We start from the raw sequence: 15,511 nt of genomic DNA on the forward strand, positions 1-15,511 counted from the left end.
AAACTCTCCAATAAAGTTAGTTTGTCTAGCATCTAAAATAAAAATTGACGTTTCACGTTGTTTGTTTCGTTCAGTTTTCAAAGAACTACTTTGCCGCTCATTTGCGACTTCCTTATGTTAACATCTTCATCTTTCAATGTCAACTAAGTTTTTCATTTCGTTTGCCGCATTCTGCGTTACTGCATCGGCGACTTGTTCTATATTACACCTCTATACCCTAATCGTCAATATGTTTTTCTAAAAAAATATAAAAAGACTTATTTCTTTTAAAATAAGCCTTTTTATCATATGACATTCTATTCATTTATTATTTTTCTACAATTGGTAACGAGACGATAAATTGAATAATACCATCCTCATATTCAGCTCGAATACTACCACCTTGCAATTCAACAATACTTTTCGCAATAGCTAATCCAAGTCCCGATCCTTCTGTTACTCTACTTCGAGATTGATCCTTCTTATAAAAACGTTCAAACAAACTCCCTAACTCTTCTCTCGTAAACTCTTCGCTATGATTCGCGATAACAATTTGTATATCCCTACGCTGCCTTTGCAGTGAAACCTTTATCTCTCCGTCATCTTTACTATACTTAATCGCGTTCATTAGTAAATTATCGAATACACGGACCATCTTTTCCGAATCAATTGTTGCATATGCACGTTCCTCAGGAAATTTCTTAACAAATGTAAGTCCATGCTCTTCCGCCTGTGGTACTAACTCTTCTATTAATTGCTCAAGCAACTCATTTACACATACTTCTTGTTTTTCTAGCACAACCTGTTCATTTGTTAACTTCGTATACTCAAATAAATCTTCTATTAAATTCTTTAACTGCTCCGACTTTGCAAAAGCAATTCTCGTATACTCATCATGTTGTTCTTTATTTTCATATTTAGAATCTCGAAGTAATCGTAAATAACCCATAATAGAAGTAAGTGGCGTACGTAAATCATGAGATACATTCGTAATAAGCTCGTTTTTCTGCTTTTCTAACTTACGCTCTTTTTCTATATTATTCATAAGCTCTTCTGCCATATTGTTAATATTCTCAGTTAAAGCTGCAATCTCATCTTCACCTTTTTTCTCAATACGGTAAGCTAAGTTGCCTTTTTCTATTTCCTTTACACCTAGTGCCATCGCTTCAATTTGCTTCATCTTTCTCTTTGTTATATAGAAGAAAGAGAAAATGAATACGAGCACACCTATGAAAAATGGAAATGGCCCTTCTTGTGTCTCATACATTACTAAACCATCCGGAATCCCACTAACGAACATATACAAATTCTTATTTTCTATTGTAATAGGCGAAAAGGATATAAATTCTTTTCTCGTATTTTCAAATACATCTCGACCGTTTGAATAATTAATCGCAAATGATGCTGCATTACGAATCGTATTATGCAAATCAATTTGCTCTTCTTGTGCCTGCTTCGTCTTATATAAAACTTTACCACTCTCGTCAGTAACCAATACCTTTAAAGCTCTAGAGCCTCGTTCTAAATTTTGATTCTCTAGTTCAATCATACTTGATATAGCCTCTAATTTATTTTCATGAACTGAACTATTTGCCACACTTTGAGCTTGTTGGTTAATTTGCTCCATACCAGTCCGATAATCGATGGTCGCTTGACGATTCGCATTCTCAAAAAATGGTGCAGCTCCCTTTGCAAAAAAAACTCCTAATAACGCACAAGCAGCAAAAGTAGTAACCAATTGAATTCTTATACTCTTTCGTACGCTCTTTACTAATTTCTCAATTAATTGTCTTGTTTTCCTCACATAAGTAAATGGATTAAATATCTTTTTCAATCTTATATCCCACTCCCCACACTGTTTTTATATATCTAGGTTTTCTCGGGTTCTCCTCAATCTTTTCACGCACTTTCCGAATATGCACCATTACAGTATTATCAGACTGGAAAGATCTTTCGTTCCAAACCTTTTCATAAATTTGTTCCGCGCTAAAGACCATACCCGGGTTACGAGCTAGTAATTCTAAAATTGAAAATTCCCTCGGGGTCAGTTTCACTTCTTCACTATCCACAATAACTTTATGGGTTGAAATGTTTATTTTCATCTCTCCAATTTCTAACTCGTCCTCATTTTGAATAGCAAAACCATTCATCTTCATATAACGACGTAACTGAGATTTAATTCTTGCGATTAACTCTAACGGATTAAATGGTTTCGTTACGTAATCATCTGCACCTGTTGTTAATCCTAAAATTTTATCCATATCTTGCGTTTTCGCCGAAAGCATAATAATCGGCATTTCTTTCGATTCTCTTACTTTCATACACATATGAATACCATCTACTTTTGGCATCATAATATCCAATACAACTAGATGTACTTCATTTTCTTCTAGTAAACGCAATCCTTCTTCTCCGTCTCCTGCTTGTAGTACTTTATATCCTTCATTCTTTAAATAGATTGTAATTAAATTCCGAATTTCTTTTTCATCATCTACGACAAGTATTGTTTCGTGTGCCACAATATCTCCCCCATCACTTTTTTAATCCCTAACTTCTATTATAGGAAAACTTCTGAAGAAAAACGCTCGGAAATCCTTAAGATTTTCTGAAGACGCAAAAAAGGTCTAGACTCCCCTTAAGTCTAGACCTTTGAAAAACCCCTTCTATTTACGAACGTAGATGAAATATAGTACGAATAAAACTCCCATAACATACATAATTGGATGAACTTCTTTACGACGACCACTCACAACCATTGTAATTGGATAGAAGATAAATCCAATCGCAATCCCTGTCGCGATACTATACGTAAGTGGCATTGAAATGATAGTAAAGAATGCTGGTACTGCAATCTCGAATTTCTTCCAGTCAATTTCTCCTAAAGAAGAAACCATTAAAATCCCGACAATAATTAAAGCTGGTGCCGTTACAGCTGGCGTTACAACACTTAGTAATGGCGAGAAGAATAGTGCTAGCAAGAAGAACCCTGCTGTTACAACTGCTGTAAATCCAGAACGCCCACCTGCCGCTACCCCTGCAGAAGATTCAATATAAGACGTTGTTGTTGATGTACCTAGAATTGCACCAATTACAGTTGCGATCGCATCTGCAAATAACGCTTTTCCTGCACGTGGTAATTTATTGTTCTTCATTAATCCTGCTTGATTCGCAACCGCCATAAGCGTACCTGCTGTATCAAAGAAATCGATAAAGAAGAACGTTATAATAACAATCCCCATTTGAACAGTGAAAATGTCTCCAAAGTGAGTTAACGCTACCCCGAACGTTGGTTCTAGACTCGGTATTGCTCCCACTACAGCTTTCGGTGTATCAATTAATCCAGTTGCTACTCCTAAGATTGCTGTAAGGATCATACCGTAGAAAACTGCACCATTTATTTTCTTAATCATGAAAATGATTGTAGTAACAACTCCAAAAATCGCTAGTAACGTTGTGCCCTTTGTTAAATCCCCCAATCCAACAAGAACAGCATCATTTTTTACGATAATTCCGGCATTTTGAAATCCAAGGAAGGCAATGAATAATCCGATACCTGCTGCTACCGCAAATTTTAACTCTGCTGGAATAGCATTAATGATTTTTTCACGAATACCTGAAGCAGTAAGAATAATAAAGATAATACCTGACATTAATGTTCCAGCAATTGCTGTTTGCCATGGAATACCCATCGTTAACACTGCTGTATAAGCAAAGAACGCGTTAATTCCCATACCTGGTGCTAAAGCAATTGGATACTTTGCGAAAATACCCATAATTAACGAACCAATCGCTGCTGCTAATGCTGTAGCAACGAATACTGCACCTGGATCCATCCCTGTACCTGCTGGTAACCCTTTAACATTTCCAAGTGACAGCGTAGCAGGATTGACAAATAGTACGTAAGCCATAGATAGAAATGTCGTTAACCCTGCTATGAACTCAGTCTTATAATTCGTACCGAGCTCATCAAACTGAAAATAGCGTTTCATCCTACGTTTCCCCCGTTATATGATTACTCGCCGCATTTCACCCTAGCCCTCTTTTATCTATAAAAATAAAAAAGGCTTCCATTGCATATACATGGAAGCGTTCTATAAACAAAGACAAGTTTCCCCTCATCTTTATAAAAACGCCTCGTAGTCAAGCCATTTACGGTAGCTAGGTAGAAACTTTCGGGCCATATCCCCGATATTATACGACGGCTATAATATTCACTTTTCGTATCAATTACATAATCATATTAACTCGATAAGGTACTTTTGTCAATTTAAAAACGAACGTTTTTATAAACTTTTATATTTTCGTTCGTATTAAGAGTAGAAACAAAAAGATCCATCTATACATAAACGATAGATGGATCTTTTTTTATAATACTATTCCCACTCGATAGTTGCTGGTGGCTTACTCGTTACATCATACACGATACGGTTAACGTGTTTTACTTCGTTTACGATACGTACAGAGATTTTCTCTAATACGTCCCAAGGGATACGTGCCCAGTCAGCTGTCATACCGTCGATAGATGTTACTGCACGGATACCTACTGTGTAATCGTAAGTACGCTCGTCACCCATAACACCTACGCTACGCATACCAGGAAGCGCAGTGAAGTATTGCCAGATTTCGCGGTCTAATCCTGCTTTTATAATTTCTTCACGTAAAATCGCATCAGATTCACGAACGATTTCTAATTTCTCTTCTGTGATTTCACCTAATACACGAATACCAAGTCCTGGACCTGGGAATGGTTGACGCCATACGATTTCATCAGGAATTCCTAGTTCTGATCCTAATACGCGTACTTCATCTTTAAATAAAGTGTTTAAAGGCTCAATTAATTTGAACTGCATGTCTTCTGGAAGTCCACCAACGTTATGGTGAGATTTAATTGTTTGTGCAGTTGCTGTACCACTTTCAACGATGTCTGTGTAAAGTGTACCTTGCGCTAAGAAGTCCATACCTTGTAATTTAGAAGCTTCATCATCAAATACGTAAATGAATTCGTTACCGATAATTTTACGTTTTTGTTCTGGATCTTCTACACCTTTTAACTTGTTCATGAAGCGTTCTTGTGCATCCACTTTAATAACGTTCATATGGAAGCCTTCGCTAAATGTTTTCATAACGCCTTCTGCTTCACCTTTACGAAGTAAGCCGTGGTCAACGAAAATACATGTTAATTGGTCACCGATTGCTTTATGAATTAATACTGCTACAACAGAAGAGTCTACACCGCCACTAAGTGCGCATAGTACTTTTTTGTCTCCAACAGTTTCACGGATCTTCTCTAATTCTACTTCGATAAAGTTCTCCATGTTCCATCCTTCAGAACAACCACATACGCCGAATACGAAGTTTTTAATTAAATCGTTACCGTGCTCAGAGTGACGTACTTCTGGGTGGAATTGTACACCGTATAAGTTTTTCTCTTCATTGCTCATACCAGCAATTGGACAAGACTCACTTGTTGCATCTACTACGAATCCTTCAGGTAAACCAGTTACTAAGTCACCATGACTCATCCATACAACTTGCTCTTCTGGAAGGTTCGCATATAATTTTGATTCGTTCTCTACTTTAAGAACAGCTTTTCCGTACTCACGGTGGTTTGCACGCTCTACTTTACCACCGAAGTGTTGTGTCATAAGTTGCATACCGTAACAAATACCGAAAATCGGTAATCCTAGTTCAAAGATTTTTTCATCACAATGTAATGCACCTTCACCGTATACACTGTTTGGTCCACCAGAGAAAATAATCCCTTTTGGATTCATTGCTTTAATTTCTTCTGCAGTAATTGTATGTGGATGAAGTTCACTGTATACACCGAACTCACGAATTCGACGTGCTATTAACTGATTGTACTGACTCCCAAAATCTAAAACGATAATTGTATCGTGCTGTTTCTTCAAAATAATCACCCCAACGTTAGTTCTCGTATATAAATATTTTCACCAATTTGGCGAAAAGCATTACCAATATAATAAAAAAAGCCAGTCCTCCGCCTCTAGTCTCATAACAAAGAAAAGGCAGGGGTCTGGCTTTATAAAGAAAGATAGTCTCCGCTCTTTATAAATATAAGACACACTGCCTTCATAGTCAGGTTGTTTGCGGTAACCCGGTAGAGACTCTCAAACCATATCATTGAGGATATATGAAGGATCGTTTTATATTATCTTCCTAGATTCTAACAATGAAGTATCAATATGGTCAAGAGAGAAAGCGACAAAATTCTACAGAAATTATTTTCCTTTTCTCAAAAACACAAAAAAACATCCACTTCTATATAGAAGTGGATGTTTTTCGAGCGAACGGAATTACATCATTCCGCCCATACCACCCATGCCCATGCCGCCCATGTCAGGCATTGCTGGTGCATTTGGTTCTGGCTTGTCAGCAACTACAGCTTCAGTTGTTAAGAACATAGCTGCAACAGATGCTGCGTTTTGAAGTGCAGAACGAGTTACTTTTGCTGGATCTACGATACCAGACTCAAGCATGTTTACCCATTCGCCAGTAGCTGCGTTGAAACCAACGCCTACTTTTTCGCCTTTTAGACGCTCTACAACTACAGATCCTTCTAGACCAGCGTTGATTGCGATTTGACGAACTGGCTCTTCTAACGCACGAAGTACGATGTTGATACCTGTTGCTTCGTCGCCTTCAGCTACGATAGAAGCTACTTTCGTGTATACGTTCATAAGTGAAGTACCACCACCTGCAACGATACCTTCTTCTACTGCTGCACGAGTTGAGTTAAGTGCATCTTCAATGCGAAGTTTGCGCTCTTTTAACTCAGTTTCAGTTGCTGCACCTACTTTAATTACTGCTACGCCACCTGCAAGTTTTGCAAGACGCTCTTGTAATTTTTCACGATCGAATTCAGAAGTTGTTTCTTCTAATTGCGCACGGATTTGACCGATGCGAGCTTCGATTTGTTGTGCATTTCCAATACCTTCAACTACAGTTGTGTTTTCTTTCGTTACAACAATTTTACCAGCGCGTCCTAAAGATGCAACTGTAGCAGATTTTAAGTCACGTCCTAATTCTTCAGTGATTACTTCGCCACCAGTTAAGATTGCGATATCTTCTAGCATTGCTTTACGACGGTCACCAAATCCAGGAGCTTTAACAGCTACTACATTGAATGTACCACGAAGTTTGTTCACTACTAATGTAGCCAACGCTTCGCCTTCTACATCTTCAGCAATGATAAGAAGTGGTTTACCTTGTTGTACCACTTGCTCTAATACTGGTAAGATTTCTTGGATGTTAGAAATCTTCTTATCAGTAATTAAGATGTATGGGTTATCAAGAACTGCTTCCATTTTGTCAGAATCAGTAATCATGTAAGGAGATGCATATCCACGATCAAATTGCATACCTTCTACTACGTCTAATTCTGTTGTGAATCCTTTAGATTCTTCTAAAGTAATAACACCGTCGTTACCAACGCGCTCCATTGCTTCAGCGATTAATTTACCTACTTCTTCGTCAGCAGCAGAAATAGCAGCTACTTGTGCGATTGAAGATTTACCTTCGATTGGTTTAGAAATCGTTTTTAATTCTTCAATTGCAACAGTAACAGCTTTTTCGATACCTTTACGAAGACCCATTGGGTTAGCACCAGCTGTTACGTTTTTTAAACCTTCACGAATCATAGCTTGCGCCAATACAGTTGCAGTTGTCGTTCCATCACCAGCTACGTCATTTGTTTTACTAGCAACTTCTGCTACTAATTTCGCACCCATGTTTTCGAATGCATCTTCTAATTCGATTTCTTTTGCAATTGTTACACCATCATTTGTAATAAGTGGTGAACCGAATTTTTTCTCAAGTACAACGTTACGACCTTTTGGTCCAAGTGTTACTTTTACTGCGTTTGCAAGAGTGTCGACACCGCGAAGCATCGAACGACGTGCTTCTTCACTAAATTTAATATCTTTTGCCATAATAATTGACCCCCTTGAATTTTTAAATGTATATAATTAACCAATAATTGCTAAAATGTCACTTTCACGTAAAATCAAGTAGTCTGTACCTTCGTATTTCACTTCAGTACCTGCATATTTTGAGAAGATGATAAGATCACCTGCTGCTACCTCTAAAGCAACACGCTCACCATTTTCAAGCACTCGACCAGTACCTACTGCAATAACTTTACCCTCTTGTGGTTTTTCTTTTGCAGTGTCTGGTAATACAATACCACTTGCTGTTTTTTCTTCTGCTTGAACAAGTTCAATTACAACGCGATCACCTAATGGCTTTAGCATGAACAATAACCTCCTCATTTTGTTATGTAAATTTTATTTATTAGCACTCAACTCTCCCGAGTGCTAACACACTTATAATAATAAATAATCTCAATTTCTTTTGCAAGTAAAAAAATCATAATTTTTTCGCAAATTACTATATAAACGTTTCTATATAGAATTGTTGTTTCTTCTACTACCTTTACTATATGAATCGTTGTTTCCACTTCTCGTATGTTACAATATGAAAGACACCCTAAGTTGTTTTCGCTACACGTACAACTTTTTCCTGTCTCCTATTTCATTTTTAAATACAGATTTACAAAAAAATCATAATATGATTGAACGTTTATATCACAGATAGGATATTTACATGTTATCCTACCTTATCTCATACACTAGAGTTAGAAAGGATGGTTAAGCCATTTGAAGAAACAATATTGGTGGATTATCGTTACATACATTTTAATGCAGTTATCTGGGATTGTTGGATTACCACTTCTCCTAAAAACAGGCCTCTATGATAATAGAGAATTTACCATTGAGGAAAAAGGTCAAATCATAACTGGCCATTGGGCAATCATTAGCTTCTTTATTGCATTATGTATCGTACTTTGGTTACTTAAAACAGATATTCGTGACCGGCATTTAGATAAAATGCGCTCTTCTGCTCCAGCTACAATTGGATGGATTATTATCGGGTTCTTCTTAGCACTGTTCTCACAAAGTATTGCCGGTATGATTGAAATGCGTTTATTAGGGATTACACCTGGATCTGAGAATACAGCAAGGCTTATGGACATCGCAAGAACGACACCTTGGTTCCTTATTGTTATATCTATAATAGGGCCTATTTTAGAAGAAATCGTATTTAGAAAAATTTTATTTGGCACACTTTATAAGAAGTTTAACTTCTTTATTGCAGCTATCATTAGTTCGCTTGTATTCGCGGCGATTCATTTTGATTTTACTCACTTATTGGTATACACTTCTATGGGGCTCGTATTCGCCTTTTTATACGTAAAAACGAAACGAATTATCGTTCCTATTGCAGCTCATGTTGCAATGAATACATTAGTTGCAGTCGCTCAAGTTGTAGTAAGTAATGAGCAAATTCAAGAAATGATTAAAGAGGCTGAAAAAATGCAAGGCTTTATCGGAGGATTTTTAATATGAGAAACTCACCATTGTTCATGGCTGCATTGTACTTCCTTCTTGGATGTGTCTTCACACGCTTCGCCATTACGAACGTGACAGATACAATCTGGAATATGTGGACAATACTATTTGCAGTTATGGCAACAATTGATTTTAATTTGTCACTTCGCCTTATCTTAGTCAAATTCACAAAGAAAAAACAATAATAAAACGCAGAGGTTGTCTCCTCTGCGTTTTATTGTGGATAATTTTTCAAAAAGTAAACAAGCGTTTGTAACTCTACAGCTAAATCAATATGATGAATTCTTATATTCTCTGACACATTTAATCGTGCTGGCGTGAAATTTAAAATACCATGCACGTTCGTTTCTGCCAATCTATCTGCCACAGCCTGCGCTACTGTAGCGGGTACCGTTAATATTGCCACTTGTATATCAGTTGATAAACGCTCTTCTAATTCATCTAAATGATATACAGGAATTCCTCCGATTTCTGTTCCAACTTTCTCTTCACTAACGTCAAATGCCATTTCAATTTTTGTATTATTGTTTTTCGTGAAATTATAATGTAAGAAAGCGGTCCCTAAATTACCTACTCCAATAAGCGCTACACGTGTTATATCATCTTGGTCGAGTGTTTCACGGAAAAATGATAATAAATAATTCACGTTATATCCATACCCTTTTTTCCCTAACGCTCCAAAGTATGAGAAATCTCTTCGAATAGTTGCGGAATCAACCTTTACCGCTTCACTCAATTCGGCTGATGAAACACGTTGCTTACCAGAAAGAGATAAGTTTTGGATAAATCGATAGTATAGAGGCAATCGTTTAGCAGTGGCCTGTGGAATTTTCTGCTGATCCATATAACCTCTCCTCTCTTCCTATCTTTATTCATATACTCGAATCAAATTCAGAAGTTTAGCACTCATGAATTTCCTTGTATAATAAAGAGAAGAAGTATTCTCTCTTTATTTTAAACTATACACTATTTTTAGTATGATTGAGAAATATAAACATGGCAAAGTTAAGAAATTATTTGAGGTGAAAACATTGATTTTATTACAAGTGAATGGACTTTCGAAATTATACGGTGCAGAAACAATTCTCGCAAACATAAAATTGGAAGTACAAACAAAAGATCGTATCGCATTAGTCGGCCGAAATGGGGCCGGGAAATCTACATTATTAAAAATAATTGCCGGAGAGTTATCTCATGATGGTGGTGAAATTATAAAGCCGAAAGATGTCTCAATTGGGTATTTAGCTCAAAATACCGGATTAGAAACATCTTTAACAATTTGGGATGAAATGTTAACCGTCTTTACACATCTACAGCAAATGGAGACAAAACTTCGAAGGCTAGAGCAAGAGATGGGAAAAGAAGAAAACTTTTCAAATGCGGCTGCATATGAGAGATTATTAGCTGATTATGACCAATTACAATTAGATTATAAAGATCAAGGTGGTTATCAGTACGAAGCGGATATCCGCTCAATTTTAAGTGGTCTTGGCTTCCCAGTTGAAACGCACCAGACGACAATTTCTACATTAAGTGGTGGACAAAAAACACGCTTAGCTCTTGGAAAATTATTATTAACTAAACCAGACTTACTTATTTTAGACGAGCCTACAAACCATTTGGACATTGAAACACTAACGTGGCTTGAACAATATTTACAAGGTTATCCTGGTGCGATTTTAATCGTTTCCCATGATCGCTATTTCTTAGATAAACTCGTTACACAGGTATACGAAATTTCTAATAAGGAAAGCAGACGATTTGTTGGTAACTACAGTAAATATTTAGACTTAAAATCAGCATTATATGAGCAAGAGATGAAACGTTATGAAAAACAACAAGATGAAATCGCTAAACTTGAAGACTTTGTTCAAAAAAATATCGCTCGTGCATCTACGACGAAACGCGCTCAAAGTCGCCGTAAACAATTAGACAGAATGGAATTATTAACTAGACCATTAGGTGATTCTAAATCAGCCTCCTTCCACTTCGATATTGAAAAACAAAGTGGAAATGATGTTTTGCAAGTAAAAGATGCAACTATTGGCTATGACGAGGAACCGATTATTGAACATGTAAATATGCGCTTAACTCGCGGTGACAGTGTTGCATTAGTTGGACCGAACGGAATTGGAAAATCCACATTATTAAAATCCATTGTGAATAAGTTACAGCTATTACACGGAGACGTTGCTTTCGGATCAAATGTATCTGTTGGTTATTATGATCAAGAGCAAGCCAACTTAACATCTTCTAAGCGAGTTTTAAATGAACTATGGGATGAATATCCCCTGCAACCCGAAAAAGAAATTCGCACTATACTAGGCAACTTTTTATTTACAGGGGATGATGTATTAAAACCAGTATCTTCTCTTAGTGGTGGACAAAAGGCTCGATTAGCTCTTGCAAAACTCATGATGCAAAAATCAAATTTATTAATTCTCGATGAGCCAACGAACCATCTTGATTTAAATAGTAAAGAAATTTTGGAGAATGCTTTAATTGATTATCCAGGTACTCTTCTATTCGTCTCACATGACCGCTACTTTATTAATCGCGTAACGACAACCGTTGTTGAGTTATCAACAGAAGGTGCACAAGAATATTTAGGTGATTACGATTACTACGTTGAAAAGAAAAATGAAATGATTGAGCGTGCAGAATTTGAACAGCAAGAAGATGAAGTACCTGTTCAAAAAGTAGTTGCACAAGAAAAATTAAATTATCTCGAAGAAAAAGAACGTAAAAAGTTAGAGCGTCAACGTACTCGAAAAATTGAAGAACTAGAACAAAATATCTTAGGCTTAGAAGAAGAAATTGCTACATTAGAAGATCAGCTTTGCTTACCAGAAATATATGCAGATTATGAAAAGGCTAGTGAAATTACAACTAAAAAGCACACACTACAAGAACAACTTGAAGCTTGTATGGCAGAATGGGAAGAACTACATTTATAAAATAGCTCTAACAAGGTAACTTAATTGACTAAAGTTACCTTGTTTTTTATTTCCCAAAAAAGAATATATTTAAAGGTCAGACTTCACCTGATTTATCCACAAGTTTATGCACATATCCACCTTTATAATATAAACCCCAAAATAACTTTTCCACATTATCCACAACCACACGAAAAGTTATACACATTTTATGTACACAAAAAAAACCGTATTATCAACAGATAATACGGGTTTTATCCACAAGCTGTGGTTAATTTTGTGTATAACTATGCTTCAATATCTAATCCTGGATTTGCATTTAAAGCTAATGTCGCGCGTTTTCCTTGTTCGTATGCAATTGTACCTGCAGCCGCAATCATCGCTGCATTATCTGTGCATAAAGATAGAGGCGGAATAATTAGCTCAATATTTTCTTTTTGTGCAAATTCTGCCTCTAAACGTGCACGAAGCCCTTTATTAGCAGCTACTCCACCAGCAAGAAGCACTTGCTTTACATTATAAGCATCTGCTGCACGAGACGCTTTCGTTACAAGTACATCTATTACGCTCTCTTGGAAACTTGCTGCTAAATCTTCCGGTGCAATTTCTATACCGCGTTGTTTTGCGTTATGCACAGTGTTGATAACTGCTGATTTTAATCCACTAAAGCTGAAATCATACGAATCAGGTTCCAGCCACGCACGAGGCAAATCAATTGTTGGTTTTCCTTCATGCGCAAGGCGATCAATATGAGGACCACCTGGATAAGGCATTGATAATGTACGGGCCACTTTATCGTAAGCTTCTCCCGCTGCATCATCTCGCGTTTCACCAATCACTTCAAATGAACCATGTTCTTTCATATAAACAAGCTCTGTATGCCCACCAGACACAACAAGTGATAGTAACGGGAATTGCACTTCTTTTACTAAACGGTTCGCATAAATATGGCCAGCGATATGATGAACACCAACTAGAGGAATATCATGAGCAAAGGCCACTGCTTTTGCTGCATTTACACCTATTAAAAGCGCACCAACCAAACCTGGCCCTTCCGTTACAGCAATTGCATCAATATCCTCAAAAGTGATGTTCGCTTCTTTTAAAGCTTCTTCTAACACAACTGTAATTTCTTCTACATGGTGACGGGATGCAATCTCTGGTACAACTCCGCCAAAACGCTTATGACTTTCAATTTGTGATGCAACGACGTTCGCAATGATTTCCGTTCCATTTTTAACAACCGCTACCGCTGTCTCATCACAGCTTGTTTCAATACCAAGTATAATCGTATTTTTTTCCATTATATATTCACCCACATTACAAGACCATCTTCCTGATTGTCTGCATAGTATCGTTTACGAATCCCACCATTTTGAAATCCGTATTTCCTGTATAACTGCTTTGCTACTTCATTTGACACGCGTACTTCAAGCGTCATTGTTTTTACTCCTAATCCTTTCGCTTCGGAAATGACTTCTTTCAATAAGGCATCTCCTAGCTTTTGACCTCTGTATTCTGGCAGGATAGCTATATTTGTTATATGTGATTCATCAAGAATTATCCACAATCCACAATATCCAATTACGAGACCATCTTTTTCTAACACAACATAATGTGCATGTTCATTCACCTCTAATTCACGATGAAAGGCATCTGCAGTCCAAGGAGTTGAAAAAGATGCTTCTTCAATAGCTACAATTTGAGCAATATCATCGAGTGCCATCTTTCTAAATATCATATCCATTTTCTATAGACCCCTAATTCTTTTGACTTTCTAACCATTTTGTTTCAGCTTCGGCTAAACGAAGGTAACTAGGAACAAACGTATGCACATCCTGCTCTTCTTTTTGTAATCCTAAGAATGCTAACTCACTTGGTCTTGGGTTATTCTTAGTAAATGGAGCAAATACAGCTTGATCACCTAAATGTTCTACAATTGTTTCTTTATGCAATTTAACATCGTTACCAATAAATAGAACAGGTTGCCCTTTATCTTTTAACATTTGCAACCAATCAACAATAAGAACAATTCGGTCTTCTTCTATAGAAGTTAAATTCTCTCCTTCATATGTATATAACCCAGTATAAATTTGCCCACGTCGTCCATCGAATAAAGGACAGATTAATCCATTAAAATTAACACCGTTTGCAGCCACTACTTCTAAACTTGATACACCTACAATCGGTATTTGAAGTGACCAAGCTAATGTTTTTGCAGCTGTTACCCCTATACGAACACCTGTATATGATCCTGGTCCAGCTGCTACAACGATTTTAGTCAATTCTTTCGGTTTTACACCACATTCTTTTAATAGTTGTTCTACAGCTGGCATAAGGCGTACAGAATGGTTTTTTGTTAAATTTGTAATGATTTCCCCAATCACGTTGTCTTCCTCAATAAGGGATACGCCCATTACGTAATTTGAAGTATCAATTGCTAGTACTTTCATCTTGTAATAGCTCCTCACATAATCTAATATAGCGATTTCCAATTGGCTCGAGTACAATTTTCCTTGTATCATCTCCAGCATGGAATAAGCTAATTTGTAACTTCTCATTTGGTAAATATGCTTCTATTAAATGAGCCCATTCTACTACTGTAATCCCTTCACCATAGAAATACTCATCAAATCCTAAATCTTCCTCACTTTCCGCTAAACGATACACGTCCATATGATATAGCGGTAATCTTCCTTTATATTCTTTAATAATATTGAAGGTAGGACTATTTACGACTCTTTTCACTCCAAGACCTTTTGCTAATCCTTTTGTAAAAGTTGTCTTGCCAGCTCCAAGATCACCTTCTAAAATAATTACATCTTGTGCCTTTACAAGTCCCCCTAATTTTTCTGATAATCTCTGGGTTTCTTCGGAAGATTTTGTTGTTATTTCATATTTACTCACAGACTTCACCTACTTTACTCACAATGTTCTCTGCTCTTTATTATACAGGTTTTGAATATATAAAAAAGTCCTTAGGAGTTTTCCTAAGGATAGTTTGACTGTCTTTATTAGTTTTGTTAAAACAAATAAAAAAATACGAAACAACTTGTTTCGTTCTTTTCTTTATATAAAATGGCGGTCCCGACCGGGGTCGAACCGGCGATCTCCTGCGTGACAGGCAGGCATGTTAACCACTACACCACGGGACCATTTGGTTGC

The 15,511-nt window shown here is 36.8% G+C and carries 14 protein-coding genes, 1 tRNA gene and 2 riboswitches; of the genes, 3 read left to right on the forward strand and 12 right to left on the reverse strand.

Going from position 1 to position 15,511, the window contains the following annotated elements; all coding sequences use genetic code 11:
• Positions 1-307: 307 nt before the first annotated feature.
• From ampS to groES, 6 genes are all read right to left on the reverse strand, one after another.
• Positions 308-1,813 (reverse strand): aminopeptidase AmpS, encoded by a 1,506-nt coding sequence (ampS, locus tag MR109_RS28565; RefSeq protein ID WP_242274734.1) that lies wholly within the window; start codon positions 1,811-1,813, stop codon positions 308-310.
• A complete protein-coding gene (locus tag MR109_RS28570) occupies positions 1,797-2,498 on the reverse strand; it encodes a response regulator transcription factor (protein ID WP_071718303.1) in 702 nt (233 codons plus the stop codon). The genes ampS and MR109_RS28570 overlap by 17 nt, the downstream gene beginning before the upstream one ends.
• A 144-nt stretch (positions 2,499-2,642) precedes the next feature.
• The gene (locus MR109_RS28575) at positions 2,643-3,968 is read right to left on the reverse strand and encodes an NCS2 family permease (protein WP_048376011.1); all 1,326 of its coding nucleotides are present in this window, start codon (positions 3,966-3,968) and stop codon (positions 2,643-2,645) included.
• 128 nt (positions 3,969-4,096) lie between these two features.
• Positions 4,097-4,198: riboswitch (purine riboswitch) on the reverse strand.
• Between the two features lie 154 nt (positions 4,199-4,352).
• Positions 4,353-5,891 carry a glutamine-hydrolyzing GMP synthase gene (guaA, locus tag MR109_RS28580; RefSeq protein ID WP_000743914.1) on the reverse strand — a complete coding sequence of 513 codons (1,539 nt, stop codon included), beginning with the start codon at positions 5,889-5,891 and terminating at the stop codon, positions 4,353-4,355.
• Between the two features lie 164 nt (positions 5,892-6,055).
• Positions 6,056-6,157, reverse strand: a riboswitch (purine riboswitch).
• A gap of 139 nt (positions 6,158-6,296) precedes the next feature.
• On the reverse strand, positions 6,297-7,931 hold the full coding sequence (gene groL / locus MR109_RS28585; RefSeq protein WP_242274735.1) for a chaperonin GroEL: 1,635 nt from the start codon (positions 7,929-7,931) through the stop codon (positions 6,297-6,299).
• A gap of 36 nt (positions 7,932-7,967) precedes the next feature.
• The gene (gene groES, locus MR109_RS28590; protein WP_000917305.1) at positions 7,968-8,252 is read right to left on the reverse strand and encodes a co-chaperone GroES; all 285 of its coding nucleotides are present in this window, start codon (positions 8,250-8,252) and stop codon (positions 7,968-7,970) included.
• A 405-nt stretch (positions 8,253-8,657) separates the two neighbouring features.
• Here groES and MR109_RS28595 point away from each other — a divergent pair, with 405 nt between their 5' ends.
• Both MR109_RS28595 and MR109_RS28600 read left to right on the forward strand, forming a co-directional pair.
• Entirely contained in the window at positions 8,658-9,407 is a 750-nt protein-coding gene (locus MR109_RS28595; protein ID WP_071718302.1) for a CPBP family intramembrane glutamic endopeptidase, read from the forward strand.
• On the forward strand, positions 9,404-9,595 hold the full coding sequence (locus tag MR109_RS28600) for a YdiK family protein (protein ID WP_048375976.1): 192 nt from the start codon (positions 9,404-9,406) through the stop codon (positions 9,593-9,595). Before MR109_RS28595 ends, MR109_RS28600 begins: the two co-directional genes overlap by 4 nt.
• A 29-nt stretch (positions 9,596-9,624) precedes the next feature.
• Here MR109_RS28600 and MR109_RS28605 read toward each other — a convergent pair whose 3' ends face one another.
• Positions 9,625-10,254, reverse strand: coding sequence for a redox-sensing transcriptional repressor Rex (locus tag MR109_RS28605; protein ID WP_002174584.1), 630 nt, complete (start codon positions 10,252-10,254; stop codon positions 9,625-9,627).
• Positions 10,255-10,441: 187 nt separating this feature from the next.
• Between MR109_RS28605 and MR109_RS28610 the strand changes: the two genes are divergently transcribed.
• The gene (locus MR109_RS28610) at positions 10,442-12,367 is read left to right on the forward strand and encodes an ABC-F family ATP-binding cassette domain-containing protein (RefSeq protein WP_218652339.1); all 1,926 of its coding nucleotides are present in this window, start codon (positions 10,442-10,444) and stop codon (positions 12,365-12,367) included.
• A gap of 266 nt (positions 12,368-12,633) precedes the next feature.
• Here MR109_RS28610 and tsaD read toward each other — a convergent pair whose 3' ends face one another.
• The 5 genes from tsaD to MR109_RS28635 all read right to left on the reverse strand — a co-directional run bounded on the left by tsaD (position 12,634) and on the right by MR109_RS28635 (position 15,501).
• Positions 12,634-13,650, reverse strand: coding sequence for a tRNA (adenosine(37)-N6)-threonylcarbamoyltransferase complex transferase subunit TsaD (gene tsaD / locus MR109_RS28615; RefSeq protein WP_025149411.1), 1,017 nt, complete (start codon positions 13,648-13,650; stop codon positions 12,634-12,636).
• Positions 13,650-14,093, reverse strand: a complete 444-nt coding sequence (gene rimI, locus MR109_RS28620; RefSeq protein WP_141548876.1) for a ribosomal protein S18-alanine N-acetyltransferase — start codon at positions 14,091-14,093, stop codon at positions 13,650-13,652. The genes tsaD and rimI overlap by 1 nt, the downstream gene beginning before the upstream one ends.
• 13 nt (positions 14,094-14,106) lie before the next feature.
• Positions 14,107-14,799, reverse strand: coding sequence for a tRNA (adenosine(37)-N6)-threonylcarbamoyltransferase complex dimerization subunit type 1 TsaB (gene tsaB / locus MR109_RS28625; RefSeq protein ID WP_098308531.1), 693 nt, complete (start codon positions 14,797-14,799; stop codon positions 14,107-14,109).
• Positions 14,780-15,253: a tRNA (adenosine(37)-N6)-threonylcarbamoyltransferase complex ATPase subunit type 1 TsaE gene (gene tsaE / locus MR109_RS28630; RefSeq protein ID WP_002113433.1), complete on the reverse strand. Its 474-nt coding sequence runs from the start codon at positions 15,251-15,253 to the stop codon at positions 14,780-14,782. The genes tsaB and tsaE overlap by 20 nt, the downstream gene beginning before the upstream one ends.
• Before the next feature lie 172 nt (positions 15,254-15,425).
• Positions 15,426-15,501, reverse strand: a tRNA-Asp gene (locus MR109_RS28635).
• Between the last annotated feature and the right edge of the window lie 10 nt (positions 15,502-15,511).

The organism is Bacillus cereus group sp. BfR-BA-01310, assembly GCF_022664325.1.
GTDB lineage: Bacteria > Bacillota > Bacilli > Bacillales > Bacillaceae_G > Bacillus_A > Bacillus_A paramycoides.